Here is a 24,016-nt window from a genome sequence, read left to right on the forward strand (position 1 = left end):
TAAATTTCGGCTAATTTCATATCAAGTTTTGTAAGAGCGATTATCTAGGAATTTATTAAAGATGACGCCATCAATCACTCTGCTTCCTAAGGTTTTTTAATGTTGCCTTTCCGACCCCACTTACGTGGATTTTATTTGTCTTCAATACTCACGGGAGTATTTTTTTCCATACAACCTTTAGCTGCCATTGATTTTAAGGGTGATTTTTTTGATGTGTCAGATCGAGAGCAAGTTCGGCAGTTTTACAATACTGCCTATCGCTCTTCCGATGGCGTGGCTGCACATTGGACTGGGGATGTTGATAGCTGTCATGCGGGGCAGGTTTCGGATGTGTATGAGGCTGCGACGCTTCGACGTATTAACTGGTATAGGGCCTTCGCAGGTGTCCCTTCAAATATCGTATTAGATGAAACCTATTCAAGTAAAGCGCGAGAAACCGCATTACTTCTCTCGGCAAATAAAACGTTAACTCACTTTCCTACGTCAGATATGCGTTGTTACTCCGCTGCAGGTGATGAGGGGGCGCAAAAGTCGAACTTAACTTACGGACAGGCAGGGGCAGGATCTGTAAAAAACCAATTTGAGGATCATGGCAATTCAAATAAAAGTGTAGGTCATCGGCGATGGCTTCTTTATCCATTTACCCAAAAGATGGGCGTTGGTAATGTCCTGCCAGACTCAACCTACCCTCGAATCGGAACTGTTTGGGTTCTTGATCCGCCAAATTTAGCATCTTGGGGTGCCCCACGACCTGAGACTCGTGAAGCCTTTGTTGCTTGGCCCCCACCTGGTTTTATTCCTTACCCTCTTGTCTATCCCCGTTGGTCATTTACCTATCCAAATGCGGATTTTTCCAATGCGCAAGTGACGTTGCTTCGAAATGGTGAGGCGCATCCATTGATGTTGGAGCCCTACGAAGTCGGCGCAGGTGAAAATACGTTGGTTTGGATTCCGTCACCTTATAAAGACGGCGATCGTTGGCAATCCGTGGTAGAGGATGAGCAGTATGAGGTCATCATTGACGGGGTTCGCATTACTGGAGCGCTTCAGACGTTTAACTATTCGGTGACTATTTTTGATCCTTTGTATTCTGCACAGGGGGAGTTTAGTGAATTAATGTTGCCGCAAGGTTCTGAACAACTCTACAGGGACGATGAGATCGCATTTAGCGTTTCGGGATTAAGCTTTGCAGATGGCTACGAATGGAGTGTACACAATATTCTCGAATCCGATGTGCGTTACGATGCGGAGGTGGATGATGATTTAGAGGCTCTGCGTTCCGAGGGTTACAGCGGATACGTATTGGGTATTGAGGCATTAGAGGGAGAACGTTCATACCATTTGGCTCATCCAGTTCCAAGGGAGCAATTATTGGTGTTTCCGCAAACATTTTTGGTGAATTCAGATTCTCATATCGCTTTTCAAAGCTATTTAGGATGGGCGAGCAATGGACAGGTCGCCTCATTCGAGGTAAGTAATAACGGGGGATTAAGCTGGATACCCTTGTGGGAGCAAGCGGGAATCGGCAGTCCTCAGGGGCAAGTGGTTAGACAGGTTCGTCTGCCTTTAAGCGAGTATGAAAACCAAACGCTACAAATGCGTTTTCGTTACCGTTTTGACGGGGGGAGCTACTATCCGCAAGTTTCTGCCTCTGTGGGGTGGCGCTTAGACAGTATTGAGCTCGATAAACTAGACCAGTTAGACTTACTGATTAATCTTCAAACGAATGATTCAGTTCTTAGCAATTTAGATTTACAATCGTCTGGAATTTTTTGGTTACAGGTACGTTCGCAAGTCTTTAAAGATCACTTTACAGAGTGGGGACCAGGCAAACGTTTTGAATTGCTTGCAGACTATAGGGAAGCCCCTGTTGATGATGAGCAAGTTTCAAGAAAGAAGCGTAAGGGTTTACCCGTTTGGTTATTTCATATTACACCCTGATAAGCGTGTTTATATGTGGATATAGCCTTGTATTAATCGTTTAAATTATGGATGAATTATGATTAGAGTAAAGCAAGTTCAAGCAGCATTTAAACTGGGGGTTCTAAGTGCACTCGTACTGTCCGCTCCTTATGTTTATTCGGATACAGTTAATGACAACTCCCGCGTTCAACGTGATGCAAAGCCCAAAAGGGAAGCGCCTCAATTAAGGCAGTTGTTGGTTGATACATCACAGTCGACTTCAATTGCAAGTTTTCAGTCGCGCTCAAAAGGGTCTCCTTATGCAGCCTTACTTGAAGAAGTGCGTGAGAAGGGGACTATTCGGCTTCGAGTAGGCATAGCCGTTCCCTTTGCCGAGGAAGGAAAGTTGTCGGCAGCGCAGGTGCGAACTCAACGAGCCGAAATACAAACGGTACAGGCACGCTTATCTGAGCGCTTACAAACGGCTCGTGTCAAAACATTTAACTCGATTCCTTTTGTTACGCTTGAGGTTAACGAACAGGAGTTAGAGGCTTTATTGACCTCGCCTGAGGTGTTAACCATTGAACGAATCCAGAAATACCAACCAATGCTACCCGAGAGCGGTCGCGTAATTGGTGCGGATGTGGCATTTCAGCGTGATTTAACCGGTACCGGATGGAATGTGGCGGTTTTAGACACAGGGGTGGATAAAAACCATAGTTTTTTGCAGGGAAGGGTTGTTGCTGAGGCCTGCTTTTCTGGTGAGGGTGGTTTTGATCTAGACACTTCGCTTTGCCCTAATGGTAATGCGGTGCAAATTGGCAATAACGCGGGGTTGGCCTGTAGTATGAGCATTGATCCTGGCTGTGATCATGGAACGCATGTTGCAGGTATAGTAGCAGGGAATGTTCGAGGTGATGGATTACAAGGGGTGGCACCTGCGTCAGGGATTATAGCGGTTCAGGTGTTTAGTGGATTAGATGATTGCAACCCACTTGAGGAAAGCTGTATTGGCGCTTATGACGACGATATCATTTCGGCACTTGAGTATATTTATGATACAGCTCGTTTTGAACACTCAATCTCGGCGGTCAACATGAGTTTGGGCAGTGGGCAATATTATTCCCATTGCGATATCTGGACGATGGCCATGACCAGCGCTATCAATAATTTACGTTCAGTCGGGATTCCAACCATTATTGCCACAGGGAATGATGGTTATTCAAATGCTATTGCGACGCCTGCGTGTATCTCTTCGGCAATCAGTGTTGGATCGACATGGGACAGCAATTTCTCGAACCAGCAAGATTATTGTCCGTCCCCTTGGAGTGATCCCACAGGCAGTGTAGATCGGGTTACCTGTTACAGTAACTTGTCTTCAAGCTTTGATACCTTGTTAGCGCCGGGCTCTTTGATTCGCTCAGCTGTATTTAACAATCAGTTTGATGCGTGGCATGGTACCTCAATGGCGGCACCTCAAGTAGCAGGTTGTTGGTCATTGCTGAAGCAAGCCAGCCCTGAGGCCGGTGTCGATGAGATTTTTTCTGTTTTGAAAGCAACAGGCACTCAGGTTCAGGATTGGCGTAACCCCGCAAACGTCTTCCCCAGAATTAATTGCTATGATGCAGTAACCGCTTTGTTAGCGTTCGAGGACTGGTCTTGTGAAGGTACTTGCGGAGTTGCTGGTACAGACGGTGTTGTTACGCGCCCACCAGTCGATGAGCCAGTGCGTTGGGTGAGTACGTTTGGATCACAAGAGATCAACGTAGCGTTACAAGGGGTGGGCGGTTTAGGCGACCCGACTAACGGCTCTCGATCTTTATCGCCTCCATTCTTTGGAAGCGAGGGTGAGATATTGGAGTTTTATTTTAACTATGTAACATCGGATGGTGCCGATTACGTCGATTATGCGTGGGCGCGTCTCTTGGACACCGAGATGAACCAAGAGTCATTACTGTTTACTGCACGTACTACGGAAAATGGCAATACGGTTCCTGGTTTGGATATGCCTGCACCAACGGCGGTGATTACTCCTGCCGTAAACCGGATTATACCGGGTGGCCCTGAGTGGTCAGCTTTAGGCTACGACAGTGGTGATTGCTATTACGTAGGGTGCGGATATAGCGGCTGGATTAAAGCCACATATACATTGCCAAAATCGGGCTATTTCCATCTAGAGGTCGGGGTTGTCAATTGGGATGATCAGCTTTATGCCTCTGGTATGGCATTTACCATGCCTTACGTGGGTAAAGCACCACGCGAGCGTAAGCGTCAGGGTATGCCACCTTGGTTGCCGGCGGTTATTTTGCAGAAATGATAGGGGCTGTGCCTGAAGATTTAGCCACAAGAGTGGTTAACAGCTGGACGCTTGGCGAGCGCTTGCTCGCCAAGCGTCTGATTACCTCCTCAGATATACATAGAGCGCTTCAAGCTCAATCTGAAATGGGCGGTCTTTTTGGTCAGGTGTTGGTTCAGTTAGGTTTAGTTGATGAAGCGGTGATTCTAGAAACACTGTCTGAGCAGTTGGCTTTGCCTTATATAAAGTCACATGACTTTCCCGACGGTATACTTGATCTGCCAGCAATCAATATTGAATTTCTTGTGGCTAACCGTGTTGTACCTGTCAAATGTGTGGAGGAGTATATTATTTTTGCCGCCTCCATTCCTCAAGATCCTTTCTTACAGAAAGCCTTATCTTTGGTTTTTCAGAAAAAAGTAGCGCTTGCGTTTGCGCGCGAGGTCGATATTGATCGAGAGCTGAGTCGTTATCAACAACCCAGTGTTGATGATGACGTGTTGTTAAACACCAGTCATTATGCGAGCGATGACGAGTTTGTTGAGCATCTAAAAGACCTTGCCACTGAAGGGCCCGTGATTAAAATCGTAAATGATTTTTTTAATCAGGCTTTAGAGCTAGGTGCCTCAGATATTCATATCGAGCCTTTTTCTGATCGGCTAATTGTTCGCTATCGTGTTGATGGTGTGATTCAGGAGTCACTATCGGCGCCGGATTTGTCCTTGGCGCCAGCGATTATTTCACGTGTAAAACTGCTGGCAAATTTAAATATTGCTGAACGTCGTTTACCGCAAGACGGTCGAATCATGCTGCGCATAAAAGGGCATGAACTCGATTTAAGGGTCTCATCCGTGCCAACGGTGCATGGTGAAAGCTTAGTGATGAGGGTTCTTGATCGGCAGAGTATTCGTTTAAGCTTGACGGATATGGGGTTTTCCAAACGTCATCTTCAGCTTTTTCAGAGCCTGCTAGAAAGACCGCATGGAATAATGTTAGTGACAGGTCCCACTGGGTCGGGTAAAACCACCACTTTGTATGCAGCGTTAAATAGCCTTGACTGTCAATCCACCAAGGTGTTGACGGTTGAAGATCCGGTTGAGTATCAATTGCCAGGGGTTAATCAGATTCAGGTCCAGCCTCAAATCGATTTAACCTTTGCAAGCGCTTTGCGTTCCATTTTGCGACAAGATCCCGATATTATCATGATTGGTGAGATGCGGGATTCTGAAACAGCAAAGATTGCTGTGCAATCAGCGTTAACCGGTCATATGGTTTTATCAACGCTTCATACCAATACGGCGGCGGGCGCAATTGTCAGGTTGGTTGATATGGGTGTTGAGCCTTATTTAATCACATCATCGTTGAATGCCATTTTATCTCAACGTTTGGTGCGCTGTTTGTGTCCGCATTGTCGTGCTCCGGTGTCGTCGCCTGATGCTCAGCTTGCTCAAGTTGCTGAGTTGCGCGTCACACAATTCAAAAGTACGGGGTGTGAGCAGTGCCAGGGCACGGGGTATAAAGGGCGCACAGCCATTCATGAGCTTTTAGTGCTTGATGGTAAATTAATTGAGGCGGTTTTAGCTGGACGAGATGCGTCTTTTATCCATGAAGTGGCTATAGAGCAGGGGATGCAAACACTCTATGAAGATGGCCTTCGTAAAGTCGCAACAGGTGTAACCAGCCTCGAAGAGGTGTTACGAGTGACTCAAGATCAAATGATGGATGCGCTGATTTAATGGAGTATGTGTACAAGGCAATGACTCACCAAGGCGCTGTGTTAGAGGGAAAAGATTCGGCAGAGTCGCCAGAAATAGTCGTTGGGCGATTAAAGTCCAGGGGGTTAACTGTCCTCCAGATTGAAGCGCTTTCGAGTCAAGATGTGGTAGTGAGTGTCTCCAAAAGTGCATTTCCTTTGGTTGAGTTGTGTCGTTTTACCCGAGACTTATCTGTTCTGATGCGCTCGGGTTTGCCCATAGAGCGAGCCTTAAAACTACTGAGTGAAACCGCATCGAATGCCGCGATGGGTCGTTTTATTACGGATGTTCGCCAGCAGGTCAAACAAGGAAAACCGCTGAGTCAAGCCTTGGCTCCCTACGAAAAGTCGTTAGGTACCTTTTACTTGAGTATGGTCAAAGCAGGAGAGGCCAGTGGTCGTATGGTTGAAGTGCTTGGCACCTTGGCTGAGTATCTCGACCAGCTTCGTCTTCTTCGCTCTAACGTTATTTCAGCCATGATCTATCCCGCTATTCTGCTGGCATTTGCAGTCATCTCAATTTGGGTCATGTTAGGTTTTGTGGTTCCCCAGTTCGATACACTGTTTTCTGATATGGGCGATGCTTTGCCACTGCCAACACGTACCTTAATGTTCGTTGGTGATTTTTTTAGTCGTTATGCCGTGTATTTGTTGGTAGGGGTTGTGCTTCTGGGAACCTTTTTATGGAAATGGCTAAAAACGGCTCAGGGGCATGCTTCTCTTCAAGCATTTTTGACTCGCTTGCCGCTTATTGGCTCACTACTGATTACCCTTGAAATCGCTCGATTTACTCGAACCCTTGGGACGCTTTTGGCAAAGGGAGTGCCGATGGTCAAAGCCTTGGATATTGCGTTAGACACCTTGTCCTTGGTTAAAATGAAACATGCTTTTGCTCAGTTAATTCCTGCGGTTAAGAGCGGCAGAGCCATTTCAGACACGTTAAAAGAGTTTAAAAGTTTTGTAACACCGACGTTGATTCAAATGGTTCGAGTTGGAGAAGAGACCGGGCGTTTGGATGCTATACTCCTTGATTTGTCGGCGCTGTATGAGGCGGAGGTGGCGGTTAAAATCAAGCGCTTGTTGACTTTGTTAGAGCCTGCGTTGATTTTAACGTTAGGGGTGGTGATCGCGTTCATGGTTGTGGCGATTTTACTGGGTATTTTGTCAGTAAATGATTTTATCTTTTAATTTTATGGGTTCGTTAGAAGGGTGTTTCATGTATAGAAATCGTGCGGTTAGAGGGTTTACACTCATTGAGTTACTGGTTGTTCTTGCTGTGTTGGCATTACTAGCAGGCTTGGTGGGACCTCGTGTTTTAAATCAGTTAGGGGGTGCAAAGAGCAATACGGCGCTGGTGCAAATTCGTGATTTGGAGCAGGCGGTTGAGTTGTTTATGTTGGACGTGGGGCGTTTTCCTTCAAGTGAGGAGGGTTTAAATGCATTGGTGGTGAATCCTGGTGCCACTGGTTGGAAGGGACCCTATTTAAGACGCAATCAAGTACCGAAAGACCCTTGGAATCGAGAGTATGTGTACCGTTCGCCAGGTGAGTATGGCCCTTATGATATTTTTTCGTACGGGGCAGATGGACGCTTAGGTGGTGAAGGTGAAAATGCAGTGGTTGGGAACTGGAATTAAGCGCCATGTCACTGACACAGCCTAAGCAAATGCTAGGTTTTACATTGCTTGAGTTGTTGGTGGTGCTGGTGATTTTGACGGGTGTCGTCGGCTTATCGTCGCCCTACATGGTTCGTTTATACGAGACGGTTCGCTTTAAAAGTTTTGTCAAAGACATGCAGCAGTCCTTATTGCAGGTTCGGCAAACTGCGATGATGTCGGGTGAGGTGCATCGTTTCTATTTTTCATATGAGTCACAACGTTTTGGTCACTCAGATGCATTGACACAACAGATACCTAAATCCTTTAAGGTCGACATGATTGCAGCAGCTGAGATTCAAGAGGGGTCAGTTGGCGTGATCGATTTTTATCCCGGTGGTGGCTCTTCTGGGGGAAGTTTAGAGATTCGACAGGATGAGCGTTTTGCACGTATTCGAGTGGATTGGCTTTTAGGTCGTGTGACACTGGAGCCGCAGCTGAATGAGTAAAGATCAACACGTCTTCATTTCATCCTTTAAAAATTCGGCTTTTCGGCATTCGGGTTTTTCGTTGCTGGAAATGTTAGTGGCGTTGGTCATTCTCAGTGTTTCCTTGGCGGCCTTGTATCAGAGTGCGGGGCTGTCTTCTCGGATTGTTGTGGCAGAGGAGCGTCGGGTAAAAGGCTTGTTGATCGCAGAGTCTTTATTGGATGGTTTTCAGGTAGAGGAAGAAAGTCAGCTGCGCTCGGGTGTTATCGATGATTTCTCGTGGAATATTCGATTGTATGCTTTACCGGAACATCCCTTGCAGCAAACAATTCCGATGGCACTAATTGAGGTCGATGTGTCCTGGCCATCATTGTTCCGCCATAGTTCTGTGCAACTTCACAGTATTGTATTGGTTGGACGGGAGTAGCCGGATGCATCAGCCATGGCGACGCTCTAAGGCAGGCTTTACTCTATTAGAGGTGCTGGTTTCGCTGGTTCTTTTATCACTGATAATGTCGGTAAGTCTTAGTGCCTTGTTTACACTTAATCAATCATCAAAACGAATCAACCAAACCTCCTCTTCGCTTGACGAAATGCGCTTGGTATCGGCGTTTATTCGTGAAAAATTAACACTGGCACATTTTCCAAGAGGCAATGCTTCGTTTTTTCAGTCGTCCTTACCCTTGGCGGGAGAGAGCGATTCTCTTGTTTTGTTGAGTGTGATGCGTGCGCACCAAGACCAGGGTGGATTGCATGTGATGCGTTTTCGAATGACACAAGACGAAGGCTTAGTGTTTGAATGGTTACCCTATGTGCCTCAGCGCGTAGAGGTCGACTGGGTGTATGCAAATTCATTAAGTCTGTTGCCTGAAATAGACGGCTTCCAGATTTTTTACGAAGATGAAGATGGACAGGTTTCATCGCAATGGCGTCATTTGGAAAAATTACCGACCTATATTACTGTTTTGATTGAGCAATCCAAACGAGATTGGCCCGCAATTCGCGTTCGAGTTTTGGGGGCATATGGCTAGTTTCCAATTGATACAGGCAGCGCGCTTGAGCAAAGGTGTTGTGTTGCCCATGATGCTATGGTTGATTTTGGCCTTATCACTTATGGTCGCAGGTATTGCAACTGTAGCAAAAATGGATGCGCGTGTTGTGAGTCATCACGTTGCCAGTGCTCAGGCGTTTCAGCTGGCGAAGGGAGCCGTGCATTTGGCCATGCGTGATCTGCAGCTTGCCCGAGAAACGGGTGAATATCAGGGGCGTATACCCTTTCTGGTGCAGTATCAATTTAACCAATCCCAGTTGAGTGTGACGGTTATGCCGATAACCGGTTTGATGAATGCGAACCGCGCATCAGAAGCACTGTTATCCTTGGTCTTTCGACAGTCTTTGCAAATGGAGACAGATGCCGCTGATGCATTAGCGGCTCGATGGGTTGCCTGGCGTGCTCCTTCAGAAGACAATATGAGCGATGAACAAGATTTAGGGGGACGCCGCTTTGAGGTGATAGAGGATATACGTCAAGTGGCGGGTGTTCATTTTGATGTGTATGAGCGTCTTAAAGAACTTGTGAGTGTTTTACCCTCTAACCATTCTGGTATTGATCCTGTCGCGGCTCCAGATACGCTGTTATTTGCATTATTAGATGGTGATGAAGCTGCATTTAATCGCTTGATAACACTTCGCGAAAATGATGAGGTTGATCATCAATCCTTTGATTCAATCTCGTCTCAATTCTTAACCTCAGCCAGTTCGCGCGGCTATCGTGTTGATGTTAGGATAGAAACAAAAACAGTGTTCATGCATCGCTTTTGGGTGATGCTAGACAGCTATGATGAAAAACAGCCCTGGCGAATCGTATCTTTTTAATAGGATGAAAACTCTAAGTGCTTAAACTTGAACCCAAGTTATTTGGTCTTGATTTATCACATACAGGACGCTGGCTGCGTCATTTGAATGCACGGGTGTGGTGGCAGCAAGACGCATGGATGCGCGCCTATTTGGATGTGCCTGTGTTATTGCAAGATCCAGAACATCAGACGCACTATTGGGTTATTAAAGGGAAGGCAATTCCCGTTCCCTCGCTGATTCCCAAAAAGCGTGTGGAAGGTATTTTACTCCCTGAAGAGGTGTACTTGGTGAAGCGCATGCACTATCCCCTCCATTTGCGAGGAGAGGTAGATTCAATCATTGCGAATGAGCTGAAATACTCAAGTCCTTTTCTCGAAGGGGATACCTGCTGGACCTATAGTACAACACAAACGGACAAGACTTTTATCTTGACGCTTGTGATGGCATCGATTCAGCAAATAAAACAGTTTTGTTTAGATCGCTCAGTTTCAACAGCATCTAATCACGAAGTTTGGTGTCAGGTTGACGGCAATTTTTTATGTTTTTCTCATTTCAAACACCCTGAGCGAGAGAGTGAATATCAAAAGCGTGTGAGCACGTTTAAAGCGTGTGGTGTTTATATTTTAGTGATGTTGTTGTTACTTCCACTCCTGCCTTTGGGGGTCAAGCACAAGCAGTTGCAACGAATTGAAGGCCAAGCACAGTTATTTCAAGTTCAGGCGCAAGGCAGTATTGCAGCGCGTAACCAGATGCTAGCCTATCAAGCAGGTATAGAAGAAGTGAGAGCCGTGGATCTGACGCTTCCTACACCCTTATTTCATTTGAGTGAACTTTCACGTTTATTGGACGACAGTGTCTGGCTGACCCATATAGAATTTACGGCATCGGGTATTCGCTTAGAAGGACGAGCGCCCGATGCTTCGAGAGTCATGGCGTTGTTATCTGCCAGTGAAACCTATGCGCAGGTGAGGGCACCGTCTCCAATTGTTCGTGATAATGCTGGGTATGAGCGATTTTTACTGGATGTTGTTCCAAGGAGTGGCCTTTGAACTGGAATCTATCGAATAAACAACGGCTTGGTCTATTGAGCACGATTACGATACTGTTCGTGCTTGTCTATACAGTGTATGTGTCGGGTGTTTTTGCGACCTATAAAGCATATGAAGATCAAATACATACAGTCTCTGAACGTGTTGCCCGTTTACAAGGCTTCGTTGAAGCTGGACCATTAATTGAAGCGCAGACGCATGAGGCTGAGCGCTTTATGCATGGTCTTGTTTACCCTCGCACAGTCGATGATTTGAATATTGCCGCACAGTTACAGCAAAAAGTACGCGCTGCTTTTCAAGCGGTTGAAGGGGATATTTTAGGTGTCCAGATTATGCCGACACAGTTGTTGGGTGGTTTTGAGCAGGTTCGCGTGCATATTCGTGCTGAACTTGATATAGAAGGGTTGGAGACCTTACTAAAGCGTTTAGAAGAAGAGTCGCCAAAAATTTGGATTGAGTCCTTGGCTGTTCAACCTATGGGAGCCAATCGTTTAGGCAATCGGTTGACTGTGCAAATACGTTTTGTGTCCTTACGGTGGGTACCATGAGTCATCCTCTACTAAAAGTTACCTTTGCTGTGTGCATTGCACTGACGCTAGGTTTGGTTGTATTGGCAGGCTTTCAATGGCGGACATTACATAAAATGACTTTACCTGAGGCACACCTACCTAGTTTTCCTAAGGCAGTTGATTTGGGCCTTCAAATAACAACTCTGCCGTCAAATAATTTAACGATACGTCCTTTGTTTTGGCCTCATTCTGAATCTGTCACAGTCGAGATCGAAGAAGTAGCTGTTTTTCTGCCGGAGCCTGAGCCCTTGCTGACAGCCGACTTTTTAAATGGATTCATCCTTAGAGGCGTTTTTCAGAATGCAGAGGATTCTGGTGTGATTTATGAGTATGAGAAAACATCTGGTCGTCTTAGGGTTAGCGAGCGCATAGAGGATTGGGAGTTATTGCATGTTGATGAGAAGGGGGCAATGTTTAGTTTAATCCTCTCCCCGTCAGACTTCTCCGATCCACCATTGAATCATTTTATCGAGCTGCCTTATTTTATAGGTGAGGGCCGCCTTCCGGCCGCAAATGTTGACCCAAATCAGCAAATACTTAAATGACTCCTCCGCTATTTGCTGTATTCACTATTCAGTCATAAGCTTAAATCGAACCATTAGATGATTTTAATTTAGTGACGTCTGGTGCAGATGCGTAAATGACTTTGCGTATAAGAACAATAAAAAGATGTCACAAAATCATATAAGAAAAGGGAGATTTAGGTCTTCCTAAGGAGTCGTTATGAATAGCGTGACAGCTTTTTATCGCTTCATCTGCAGCAAAATGCATCAGTCTGTGCTGAGTCTACTGCTGATCATTTTGGTGTTGATGAGCGCCCCAGTTAATGCACAGTTTTCAGGTGGAGATGGAACTGCAGCCAATCCTTATATAGTTGCCACGGCATCTGATCTTAATCAGGTAAGATATCATTTGAGTGCGCATTTTCTCCAGATGAGTGATATCAATCTTGCAGGACAGTCTTGGTCTGCCATTGGGAGTTCCCATGTCAATGAGCGTTTTAGCGGTGTATATGACGGTGGTGGTAATCGTATTCTTGGATTAACCCTGCAACGACCAAATGAACACTATCAAGGTTTGTTTGGTTATATTAGCGGCGGCAGCATTAAGAATTTACATTTACAGAATGTATCGATTCAAGCCAGAAGTTATGCTGGGGCGTTAGTTGGTTATGGTACTCAATGTTTTATGGAGAATGTGTCTGTATCGGCCACAAATGTAAGTGGTTATATGTATGTAGGTGGCTTGGCAGGTTGGCTAAATGCGTGCCAAGTTCGTTCAGCAGACGCTGAGGGTGTGGTGTCTGGTTATCAAACTGTGGGTGGCTTAGTGGGTATTGCTCAGGGGACTACCCTGCGTTATGGCAGCTCAAAAGGACAAGTATCTGGCAGTTCTTATGTGGGAGGCTTGTTAGGACAGCAACAATCAGGCAGTACATTTGACAGTTTTAGTCATGCACAGGTCAGTGGGGGCAATGTTGTCGGTGGGCTACTCGCCATAGTTCATGGCGGCGGTGCTTCAATTGTCCGCTCGTACAGTGTTGGCGCTATTGATTCAGAGGGTGACACCATTGGTGGGTTAATTGGTACAAGCGTAGGCTTTTATGGTATGCCCTCTGTAGTTGATTCTTTCTGGGATGAAGAGGCATCTGGACTGATGCTTAGCAGCGGTGGTGTTGCAAAAACCACACTGCAAATGCAGCAGCCTGACACTTTTATCAATTTTAATTTTCGTACAGTGTGGACAATGCAAGGCGCTGCTTACCCCAGTTTTCAGAGTTTAAGTCACTACTCACAGCCTGAGTCTGTTCTTTTAGAAGCACTGGCAGGTCAAGGAACACCGGAGTCACCTTATTTGATTTACACCGCTGGTGAATTAAATGCCATGCGCATGGATTTGAGTGCTCACTATCAATTAATGAACGATATCAATTTGATTGACAGTGTCGTGTGGAATTACGGTGCGGGTTGGTTGCCAGTGGGCTCGTCAGATGCACCTTTTGTAGGTGTTTTGGATGGAGCAGGCTATGCCATTCGTAATCTTGTGATTAATCGTCCAACGTCTCATGTTCAGGGCCTTTTAGGTCAGACTGCGGCTGGTGCAGTGGTAAGTAATCTGAAAGTGTTGGATGCAAATGTGTATGGTGGCGATGAAGTGGGTATTTTAGTAGGGCGCGCGGCAGGAGTTGATATTGACACCGCTTTTGTCAGCGGCGAAGTCTCTGGACGTAGCCAAGTGGGTGGCATTTCCGGTCGGATTTATTCAAGCAGTCGCCTCTTATATGTCGGCAGTCATGTGTCGGCTAAAGGTTTTAATCATGTTGGTGGTTTAGCGGGAGTGACTCAGAATGTCTCGCTCATTTACACCTATAGCTATGGTTTGGTTCAAGGGGATCAAAATGTCGGTGGTTTATTGGGGCAATTGCAAGGTGGTTTGACTGCAGATAGTTTTAGTTCCGCAGATGTTAAAGGCCTGCAACTGGTCGGTGGGTTAATGGGGTCCACATACGGAGGCGGTTCACTTGTGTTTAGAACCTACAGTAATGGTTCTGTTGTTGGTGACCCAGCCCATACCGAGACAACCGGTGGATTGATTGGTACACGTATTGCGCTGTATGGGTTTGGTTCAGTTGAAGATAGCTACTGGGATGTTGAAAAGTCAGGTCAAGCTGAAAGCAGCATGGGAGTTGGGCGTTCATCGGCTGAAATGTCCATGGCAGATACATTCCAGCGTTTTAATTTTAATTTAGTTTGGATGCTTCCAAATCAGATGGATGCGTCTCCCGTTTTTCAGGATTTATCGGTGTATTCTAATCCTGAGGAACGTGCACTTTCTGATTTAAGCGGAGCGGGTACTCTCCTTGATCCATATTTGATTTACGATGGCAATGAGCTCAACGCAATTCGTTTAGATTTAAATGCACACTATCGTTTAATGGCGAATATCGATCTCTCTGATTCGGTTGTGTGGAATATGGGGGAAGGGTGGTTGTCTGTTGGGACTCAGGAGCAGATGTTTGTCGGTACCTTTGATGGAAATGGCTTTGCGATAGAGAATTTGGTGATTAACCGCCCTGGAAAAAATCATCAAGGACTCTTTGGTCGTACCAACGAGGGATTTGAAGTCAGCCGCTTATCTTTGAAATCTGTCAATGTGTATGGCTCTACCTATACAGGAGCCCTTGTTGGTCGGGCAACCGCTCCTGTTATTCGTCATATTCGAGCCGAGGGTGATATTTCTGGACATCATTCTGTTGGTGGTGTGGCCGGTGAAATTACTCAAAAGGGCAATGTGGTTCATGCCAGTTCACAGGTGAGGGCGCATGGCTACAATTACATTGGCGGCCTAATAGGCAACAGTGGCAGCACTCATGTTCGTATGGCTTCTTCAACTGGCCAACTGTCGGGAGCGGCTTATGTGGGTGGGATTCAGGGAATGCAAAGTGGTGGTCTAACTGAAGACAGCTACAGTCATGCTCGTGTCTACGGGGCAGGCTACATTGGAGGACTTTTAGGGTCTATTAATGCAGGTTCTGCTGAATTAAGACGCTCTTATAGTGCTGGACAAGTCATGGCACAGAATGAAGAGTCTGAGCAGGTCGGCGGCTTGGTGGGCGCATCTGGATGCCATTATGGCTGCCCAGTCGTTAGTGCCAGTTATTGGGATACCGAGTCATCGAATGTGTCAGTCAGTGCGGGTGGTACTGGCTATACAACAGCTGAAATGACCTGGCCTTATGCTCAGGGTCTGTATCAGGGATGGGACTTTAGCAAAACCTGGCGCAATGATGTAAAACAGGCTTTTCAAGGGTATCCGTATTTGCGCGATCCTAATCAACAGCGTTCAAGACGAGGTGGATTACCCGTGTGGTTGTTCATTCAGTAGTGCTTGATTTCAATTTGTACGCCTCTTCTATCGATTCTTTCGGATAGAAGGGGCGTTTCTATTCATGTTTTTTCGGTGAACACACTCTTGAACACTTTTATTGAATCTGAAGTCTCGGATTCAGGCTAAAGCTAGTTTACAACTGAATTGAGTAAGCATTAAGATTGCTACAATCACAGATAACTATTAATTATATAGCCTTAGATCTTAAGCATAAACTCTAAAGTTAAGTTAAGGTTGAAGCTATATCAAAGGCGGTCATGTTGGAGCTAAGTAATAAAGTGACTCAGAGTGAGCCTACCTTTAACGGTTATGTGATTGCCCTTGGTGCATCAGCTGGTGGCCTGGAAGCCTTAGAGAATTTCTTTCGTAACTGTCCTGTAGATATCGGTGCCGCGTTTGTGGTCATTCAGCATCTGTCGTCTGATCATAAGAGCATTATGAAAGACTTGTTGTCACGCCATACGCAAATGAGTATAACGGTGGTTGAGCAGGGCATGTTATTGAAAGAAAATCATATATTCCTGATTCCACCGGGTAAAGTAATGTCCATGGAAGGGGATCGTTTTCTCTTAACCTCTAAAAGCCCACATGTGTTAACCCTGCCGATTGATATTTTCTTTAACTCTATGTCTCAGCGCTTCGAAAACCGTTGTGTTGCGGTGATTTTATCGGGTACAGGTTCGGATGGCTCAAGAGGCGCGGTTGCTGTTAATGCAGCCGGTGGGTTTGTGGTGGCACAGGAGCCTACCGAAGCAAAGTTTGATGGCATGCCCAAAAGCGTCTTGGCAACGGAGGTGGTCGATGAAGTGTTACCAGTCGATCAACTGGCACAGCGTATTGTTGAGCATATTGCCAATCCAGCAGCGCAAAAGACACATGTCTCACCCGGTCAGTTAGGTACACCTGAAGATGAAGAAGAAGCCATGGAAGGCATTATGACTTTGTTGTTCCAATCCGGCGGCATCGACTTTCGGGATTATAAAAGTGCAACGTTTTTGCGCCGAGTCGAACGACGTGTTCAGGTGCGTCAAGTCAGCTCTTTCAGTGATTATTTCATGCTGTTGCAAGAAGATCACACAGAACTGGCCACCTTACGACGTGAGCTATTGATTTCAGTGACCAGTTTTTTTAGAGATGAAGAGGCATTTGATGCGCTGGCGACGACAGTAATTCCCGAACTGGTCGCTAATGCTGATGCTCACTCGATGATTCGTGTATGGTCAGCGGCGACCTCCACGGGTGAGGAAGCCTATTCTCTGGCCATGCTGTTTATTGAAGAATTTGACCGTGCACGCCGTTGGCCGCAACTAAAAATATTCGCCACAGATGTCAATCAGCATGTTATAGAATTAGCGGCGGCTGGACAGTACACACAAGCCGTTGCAGCTGAGCTGTCTGTGCAACGTCTTGAACGTTTTTTTTATAAAACGGGTAATAGTTTTACCGTTAAACCTGAACTGCGGCAATGTATTGTATTTGCCAAACATAACTTACTTTCTGATCCACCCTTTACGCGTATGGATTTGGTCACCTGCAGAAACGCCTTAATTTACTTTAAACCTGAGGCGCAACTGCGGGCTATGCATCGTTTGCAGTACGCCATTCGACCAGGTGGTGTGCTGTTTTTAGGTTCAAGTGAATCGATTAATTGCGTTGCTAAAGGGTTTGAAGAGATTAACCCGAAGTTAAAGTTATTTCGCCGTAACGATAAAGCCCTGCCCTTCGTGATCGAAGGGAATTCACTGCATGCAACGCGCCTCTCTTCTGAAGGTGGATATCGTGGCAATCCTGCTGTACGCTCAGTGATGGGTGCCAGTCGAGAATTGTCAGTGTTGGATAAATCCACTTCGGTGTTATTAGATCTGTATGCCCCCCCGTCTATTTTGGTCAATGACAACCATCAAGCGGTGCATTTCTTTGGTGACCTACAGCCGTTTTTTAAAGTGCGATCGGGTGCAGTCTCTACTCAAATTAACAGAATATTGCCCGAGTCGTTGGTGCCGGTTGCACAAGCGCTGTTGTACAAAGCATCTAAGGATTGGAAAACATTGCAATCCGATTGTATTCATTTCGCCTGTGCCCATGAAGGCCCTTACAGGCAAGTTCGTTTAACGGTTAAGCCGGTCATGATCGATGCAAATGAGCGTCTGCTGCTGTTGTGTTTTGAAAGTCCGGTAGTCCATCAAACGTCAACACTGGAACTATCCGGTTCGATCGATGTAGGTGCAGAAACAACGGCTCGGATTGACGCCTTGCAGAATGAGTTAGGTGCAACGCGAGAAAGTTTGCAAGCGACCATTGAAGAGCTGGAAACATCGAATGAAGAGCTGCAAGCCACCAACGAAGAACTGATGGCCTCCAATGAAGAGTTGCAGAGCTCCAATGAAGAACTGCAATCTGTGAATGAAGAGCTAAATACAGTTAATGCAGAGTATCAAGAAAAAGTTATGCTGCTTAATCGCTTAAACGTAGACTTAGATACCATGGCAAAAGCGGTCGGTGTAGCCACGGTATTTGTCGATGAGCACTTGATTATCACGCGGTTCAGTCCTGCTGCTGTTTCAATATTTAAACTCCGAGAGGGTGATGTCGGTCGACCTCTAGAAGAGATTTCGCATCGCTTAAAACATCCGGACATTATGGCTGACTTCGCACTAACACTGGCCAGTGAACAAACCCTGGAAAAAGAAGTGTTATCCGAAGAGGGGAGCGCCTATTTGATGCGCGTCATGTTTTACAAAGTACCCTCAAGTGCTGCGCGTGGTGTTGTTGCGACCTTTGTGGATATTTCAGCGTTTCAGGATGCTGAACGACTACAATCAATCATGGATGCATTACCCGAACATATTGCTGTCTTAGAGCAAGATGGAACCATTGCGATGGTCAATGCTTCATGGAAGCGCTTTGCGAACGCTAACAGCGAACCCACTTTATTGACAACTAGCACGGGGTCGAATTACTTAAATGTTTGCCGGAAGTTACAACAGAACAGTAAAGATAAAACAGTGGCACGCGCCTATCAGGGAGTAAAAGGGGTTTTAGAAGGCTCGATACCGATGTTTCAGATGATTTATCAATGCCATTCACCCAATGAAAAGCGTTGGTTTGTTATGAATGTTGGGTTGATTAAAGGTAATCTTGAACTGGGTGCGGTGGTGAGTCATACCAATATTAGTGAACTGCATCAAAATGACTAAGGCAGTCAGAGAAACGTATGAATAAAGCGTTGGATGATTTAAGAAAAAAAGCTGAAAAAGCCTTAGCAGAGAGTGATGGTACATCATGGCCCTTAGATGGAGAAAATGACGAATCGCTAGACCCATCCAGTGGTCCGAGGATCTTAGAAGAGCTGAGAGTGTATCAGGCTGAGCTCGAAATACAGAACCTTCAATTGCGTGAATCCGAGTTTTATGCTCAACATGACAGACAGCGGTATTTAACACTTTTTGATAGTATGCCTGTTGGGGCATTGGTGGTTGATCGCTCAGCCGTGGTGCAAGAAGCAAATATCTATGTCGCCTCGTTGTTTGATTTCGCGGGCCCACAAAGACTTATAAAACATTCACTGTTTCGTCTGTTTAATTCAGAATCATCACTATGGCTCGCTGATCAACTTAACCGTTTTGCCCATGGGCATAACCATATTGCGCAGAATAAGCTTAATCTTAAAAAATCTTTTGGATCTATTTCAGTCGATTGCAGTGTCGTTAAGCTTCCTGCACCTTATGGATTAGACGATCATTATTTGATTATGCTCCGAGATACACGTTCAGAAGATCAGTTAAATCATTATCACCAACTTGTGCAAACACTGCTCGATAACAGTGATACCTTGATCTATGCCTTTGATCGAGACGAAAAGTGTTTACTGGCAAACAATAAAACCGCGCAATTATTAAATTGTCGCGTGGATGAAATGATTGGACGTAACCGTGCTGATTTAATCAATGCGGTTTATGCTGGACGGCACCAAGAACATGATCGACATGTTTTATCTACTGGTGAAAATCTGATCACTGAAGATCGCTATGAAAATAACCTAGGTCAGCATTACACATTCTTGAGTCACAAGTTTCCGTTACCTGATGAACATGGGCAGCCCTTTGCCGTTGCCTGTATTTCCAACGACATCACTGAGCGTAAGCAGGTCGAGAGAGCGTTGCGCCTTGCGGCCAATGTATTTACACATGCGCGCGAAGGTATTGTTATCACCGATCGGGATGCCAACATCCTAGACGTTAACGCCACCTTCACTGACATTACCGGCTATAGCCGGGAAGAAGTTATAGGTAAAAAACCGAGTATCCTTAATTCTGGAAAGCAGGACACTAGCTTCTATGAGGCTATGTGGCATGAACTTCATACCAATGGCCACTGGTATGGCGAAATATGGAATCGGCGCAAGGATGGTGGTGTGATTGTAGAGATGAAGGCAATCACCGCTGTGCGTGACGAGCATGGTGATATTCAGAATTATATCGCACTCTCTTCTGACATCACGATTATCAAGGAACATCAAGCCCAGCTCGAATACATCGCCCATTATGACGCGCTCACTGGGATGCCTAATAGGCTTTTACTGGGCGATCGCCTGCGCCAAGCTATGAGCCAGGCTCCAAGGCGCGGGCAGCGCTTGGCGGTTGCCTATCTTGACCTGGATGGATTCAAGGAGGTCAACGACACCCATGGCCATGCAGTGGGTGATCAGTTGCTTGTAACCCTTGCCAAGCGCATGACACAGGTATTGCGGGATGGTGATACGCTTGGGCGCATCGGTGGTGATGAGTTTGTCGCCGTGTTGGTTGACCTGCCCAGTGTCGAGACCAGCGTCCAGATTGTGACACGGTTGCTAGAGGTAGCAGCGCAGCCGTTTCTGATCGGTGATATCGTGCTTAATGTCTCCGCTAGTCTAGGTGTTACCTTTTATCCGCAGAACGAAGTGGTTGATGCTGATCAACTGCTGCGCCAGGCCGATCTGGCTATGTATCAAGCTAAGCAGGCTGGCAAAAACCGCTATTACATCTTCGATGACGAGCATCACCGCAACGTGCGGGGTCATTACGAAAACCTTGAAAACATCCGGCAAGCACTAGCTGAGCGCCAGTTCGTATTGTACTACCAGCCTAAGGTCAATATGCGTACTGGCGACTTAATCGGTGTGGAAGCTCTGATACGGTGGCAGCATCCGCTGCACGGGCTCTTGCCACCGGCGGCATTTCTGCCAGTCATTGAAAATCATCCGCTTGCCATCGATTTAGGTGAATGGGTGATCGACAGTGCGTTAACCCAGATTGAAACTTGGCGTTCGAATGGACTATCCATTCCGATTAGCGTGAATGTCGGTGCTCTGCAGTTGCAGCATCCTGATTTCGTTTCATGTTTACAAGCGCTGTTGTCCCGGCATCCTGGGGTCAATCCCGGCGAGTTGGAGCTGGAAATTCTTGAAACTAGCGCTCTTGAGAGTTATAACAAAGTGTCGCAAGTGATGGCATCTTGTCAGGCACTGGGCGTGAGTTTTGCTCTAGATGACTTCGGTACGGGTTATTCAGCACTGACTTACCTAAAACAGTTGCCCGCTGATCTGCTTAAGATCGATCAGAGTTTCGTCCGTGGCATGCTTGATGATCCGGATGATCTGGCTATTCTGGAAGGTGTACTGGGTCTAGCGACCGCATTTCGCCGCCAGATTATCGCAGAAGGCGTTGAAACAATTGCCCATGGTGAGATGCTCTTACGCCTTGGCTACGAATGGGCTCAGGGCTACGCCATCGCGCGGCCGATGCCAGCACAGGATTTGCAAGGATGGTTCTGTACATGGAATGTACCGCCCTCATGGAAAGCGATTAAACCAATCAGCAAGGAACGCTTGCCGATGCTTTCTGCTGTTGTAGAACATCGAGCTTGGATTTCAGAAATGGCTGATTATCTGTTTGGAAAAAGTGACACACCACCCGAAATGAATGCTCAACAATGCCGATTCGGCCATTGGTTGGATCATAGCGGCCGTGCTTTGATTTTGGGCGAATGCACCAACCATCCTGTGGAGGTACTGCATCTAGAGATCCACCGCTTGGCCGCTGAGCTGATAGCATTGAAGAGCGATGCTCACTTCGATGACTTAAATAGCCGCATCAGTGAGCTTCATAGTCTGTGTGACGAGTTACTCGAACACCTAAAAGAGTTTTACTAGGCCGCACTTATTTGCTGGTAAAGCTCTCTCTAACTGTCAGTACTAATTCAGGCTCCGGATTTGGCCGATTTTAAGTTTTTCAGTAGGTTGTTAACTTTTATGATTCCGATGACCGCTGCTTTGTTTTCGTCACTGAACTACCACGACTAAGGGCAAAGTAGTAAAGTAGTATAGTAATGGCTGTTCATTAAGCATTTCGATACACTCTTGCTGTTGATGCTTTAGGGTTTAAGCGGCTCAATGCACATTCGGGCAAATATTCAGGATAATAGTGAAATTAATGGCTAGGAATACGTCTATTTGGGTCCCTATTCTTGGGAGTTTTTTGTTAAGTGCTTGCCAATCACCAACACTTAAACCAGTTTCTGATCCCATGCCTTTAGCAAGTACAGAACCTGTGTTGATGTCACAGAGTCAAGTCGGTCTTTATTCCGCCAGTCCGGAAATTGAGTCTGAATCAATTGCGCCAACTCTTCCACAACTCTACAAAGGCAACGACCAAGTCGTTCGCGCGCCGTCATCATCTGAGCCTGTGCGGTTTTTTGGCGAAGATGTCAGCCTTAGTTTCGAAGAAGCCCCTATTACCCAAGTTGTGCATATTATATTGGGTGAAATTCTCAAGCTCGATTATGTGATAGAGCATCCGCTGTCTGGCAATATCACGATAAGAACGCGTTCCCCGATTCCTCAAGATCAGTTGTTATCGACACTGGAGTCCTTATTGCAGGCCAATGGCGCTGTTATGATTCGGGACAATAATGGCCGATATTTTGTGGGTGCGGGTGCTTCCATGTCGAGCTTAATGCCAGGCATCGCATCCGCGAATGACCGCAATGCAGGCTATTCAAATGTGGTTATTCCTTTGCGTTTTATTGGCGCACAGGAAATGGCCGATATTTTAGGGCCTGTTGCGAGTGACTCTGCATTTGTGCGTGTTGATCCCCGCCGTAATCTTTTGATTTTGGCCGGCACACGCCAACAGCTTGATGGTTGGCTGGAGATTATTTCGACCTTCGATATTGATCTACTAAAAGGTATGTCGGTCGGCGTGTTTCCGCTCCAATATGCGCCAGTTCAAGAAGCGTTCACCATGCTGCAGGCGCTGATGGGCGAGGAAGTGCTGGGAGATGGGAATATTTCGAGCTTGGTTCGCGTTATTCCAGTAGAGCGTTTAAATAGTTTGTTGGTGGTTACCCCCAGATCACATTATCTGGAGCAGGTGAAGGTGTGGATGGAGCGCTTAGATCAGCCCCCAGATCATTTGTTTGAGCAGCAACTGTTTGTGTACCCGGTGCAAAATGGGTCGGCTGGGTATCTAGCATCACTAATGAGTAAGCTTTTTTCACAGTCACCGAGCAGTGGCGAGACGGCTGACTCTGGCGTGGCCCCTAATCTCACAGCGTCACGTATTTCTTCAGGAGCCGCAACACCACCCTCATCAAACCCGATATCTAGCGGTAGTACGATAGGTAGCTCGAACGCGAGTGCACAAACGGCATTGCCTGCGTCTACTGGGCCGACCTCAACCAACTACGATTTAGCACAAAATGTGCGAATTGTTGCGGATGAACAGAGCAATGCTTTATTGATTTATGCCAATCGACGAGAGTTTCGAAAAATAGAAGCAGCTTTGAAAAAGTTAGACATTGCGCCGTCTCAAGTGTTGATTGAGGCAAGCATCATTGAAGTTTCTCTAAACGATGAGCTGCGCTATGGTTTAGAGTGGTTTTTGCAAGAAAGTTTGGGCAGTGGTTGGCGAGGCAATGCACTGTTAAATTTGTCGGATGATCCTATTGGACCGAGAGTCCCTGGGTTTTCATTCACAGTTACAAATCCTGCAGGTGCGATTCGTGCGGTGATTAATGCTTTGGCAGAGAAATCTTTAGTTAACGTGATATCGACACCATCGGTCTTGGTACTGGACAACCATACGGCAACAATTCAAGTAGGTAATCAGCAGCCAATACGTTCAGCTCAGACGGTGACAGATGGCGGAACCATTACCTCCTCCATTCAGTATAAAGATACAGGTGTCATGCTGTCGGTGACGCCGTCTGTGAATGCAGGTGGTATGGTCAATATGGAAATCAAGCAGTCGGTCACAGACGTAGGTCAACAAGACACTGCGACGGGACAGCGCAGTTTCTTAGAGCGCAACATTAACAGCCGAGTGGCGATTCGCTCGGGTGAGACGGTTGTTCTAGGTGGTTTGATTCGTGATAACACGTCAAGAACACGTTCAGGTTTGCCTATTCTGCACGATATCCCAGTAATGGGGAATTTGTTTGGCGCAACTGGAAATACGACTAACCGAACCGAGCTGTTGGTCATGATTACCCCTCGTGTATTATCCAATGAGCAGGATCTACGTGATGTGAGCCGAGAAATGCGCTCGCGGATGTCGGGTTTGGTGTTTGAGTAAGCTCTATA

At 46.3% G+C, this 24,016-nt stretch carries 16 protein-coding genes; all 16 read left to right on the forward strand.

Going from position 1 to position 24,016, the window contains the following annotated elements; all coding sequences use genetic code 11:
- Positions 1-99 precede the first annotated feature (99 nt).
- The 16 genes from DN062_RS02805 (at position 100) to gspD (ending at position 24,008) form a co-directional block, all read left to right on the forward strand.
- Positions 100-1,941, forward strand: a complete 1,842-nt coding sequence (locus DN062_RS02805) for a CAP domain-containing protein (protein WP_112157356.1) — start codon at positions 100-102, stop codon at positions 1,939-1,941.
- 58 nt (positions 1,942-1,999) lie between these two features.
- Positions 2,000-4,219 carry an NF038132 family protein gene (locus DN062_RS02810; protein WP_112157357.1) on the forward strand — a complete coding sequence of 740 codons (2,220 nt, stop codon included), beginning with the start codon at positions 2,000-2,002 and terminating at the stop codon, positions 4,217-4,219.
- Positions 4,189-5,934 carry a GspE/PulE family protein gene (locus DN062_RS02815; protein WP_205126632.1) on the forward strand — a complete coding sequence of 582 codons (1,746 nt, stop codon included), beginning with the start codon at positions 4,189-4,191 and terminating at the stop codon, positions 5,932-5,934. The genes DN062_RS02810 and DN062_RS02815 overlap by 31 nt, the downstream gene beginning before the upstream one ends.
- Entirely contained in the window at positions 5,934-7,139 is a 1,206-nt protein-coding gene (locus DN062_RS02820) for a type II secretion system F family protein (protein ID WP_112157358.1), read from the forward strand. Before DN062_RS02815 ends, DN062_RS02820 begins: the two co-directional genes overlap by 1 nt.
- 28 nt (positions 7,140-7,167) lie before the next feature.
- Positions 7,168-7,587, forward strand: a complete 420-nt coding sequence (gene gspG, locus DN062_RS02825; RefSeq protein WP_112157864.1) for a type II secretion system major pseudopilin GspG — start codon at positions 7,168-7,170, stop codon at positions 7,585-7,587.
- 5 nt (positions 7,588-7,592) lie between these two features.
- Positions 7,593-8,054 (forward strand): prepilin-type N-terminal cleavage/methylation domain-containing protein, encoded by a 462-nt coding sequence (locus DN062_RS02830; protein ID WP_112157360.1) that lies wholly within the window; start codon positions 7,593-7,595, stop codon positions 8,052-8,054.
- Positions 8,047-8,460 (forward strand): type IV pilus modification PilV family protein, encoded by a 414-nt coding sequence (locus DN062_RS02835; RefSeq protein WP_112157362.1) that lies wholly within the window; start codon positions 8,047-8,049, stop codon positions 8,458-8,460. The genes DN062_RS02830 and DN062_RS02835 overlap by 8 nt, the downstream gene beginning before the upstream one ends.
- Before the next feature lie 4 nt (positions 8,461-8,464).
- Positions 8,465-9,064, forward strand: a complete 600-nt coding sequence (locus tag DN062_RS02840; protein ID WP_162301238.1) for a prepilin-type N-terminal cleavage/methylation domain-containing protein — start codon at positions 8,465-8,467, stop codon at positions 9,062-9,064.
- On the forward strand, positions 9,057-9,908 hold the full coding sequence (locus DN062_RS02845) for a type II secretion system protein GspK (protein WP_112157365.1): 852 nt from the start codon (positions 9,057-9,059) through the stop codon (positions 9,906-9,908). The genes DN062_RS02840 and DN062_RS02845 overlap by 8 nt, the downstream gene beginning before the upstream one ends.
- Positions 9,909-9,925: 17 nt before the next feature.
- A complete protein-coding gene (locus DN062_RS02850) occupies positions 9,926-10,939 on the forward strand; it encodes a PilN domain-containing protein (RefSeq protein WP_112157367.1) in 1,014 nt (337 codons plus the stop codon).
- Entirely contained in the window at positions 10,936-11,487 is a 552-nt protein-coding gene (gene gspM / locus DN062_RS02855) for a type II secretion system protein GspM (protein ID WP_112157369.1), read from the forward strand. Before DN062_RS02850 ends, gspM begins: the two co-directional genes overlap by 4 nt.
- Positions 11,484-12,053, forward strand: coding sequence for a hypothetical protein (locus DN062_RS02860; protein WP_112157370.1), 570 nt, complete (start codon positions 11,484-11,486; stop codon positions 12,051-12,053). Before gspM ends, DN062_RS02860 begins: the two co-directional genes overlap by 4 nt.
- Before the next feature lie 178 nt (positions 12,054-12,231).
- Positions 12,232-15,393 (forward strand): M26 family metallopeptidase, encoded by a 3,162-nt coding sequence (locus tag DN062_RS02865; RefSeq protein WP_112157372.1) that lies wholly within the window; start codon positions 12,232-12,234, stop codon positions 15,391-15,393.
- A gap of 263 nt (positions 15,394-15,656) precedes the next feature.
- The gene (locus DN062_RS02870; RefSeq protein WP_205126633.1) at positions 15,657-18,593 is read left to right on the forward strand and encodes a CheR family methyltransferase; all 2,937 of its coding nucleotides are present in this window, start codon (positions 15,657-15,659) and stop codon (positions 18,591-18,593) included.
- A 17-nt stretch (positions 18,594-18,610) separates the two neighbouring features.
- Positions 18,611-21,586, forward strand: coding sequence for an EAL domain-containing protein (locus DN062_RS02875; RefSeq protein ID WP_112157376.1), 2,976 nt, complete (start codon positions 18,611-18,613; stop codon positions 21,584-21,586).
- Positions 21,587-21,866: 280 nt separating this feature from the next.
- Positions 21,867-24,008: a type II secretion system secretin GspD gene (gene gspD, locus DN062_RS02880; protein ID WP_112157378.1), complete on the forward strand. Its 2,142-nt coding sequence runs from the start codon at positions 21,867-21,869 to the stop codon at positions 24,006-24,008.
- The last annotated feature ends 8 nt before the right edge of the window (positions 24,009-24,016 follow it).

The organism is Nitrincola tibetensis (assembly GCF_003284585.1).
Taxonomy (GTDB): domain Bacteria; phylum Pseudomonadota; class Gammaproteobacteria; order Pseudomonadales; family Balneatricaceae; genus Nitrincola; species Nitrincola tibetensis.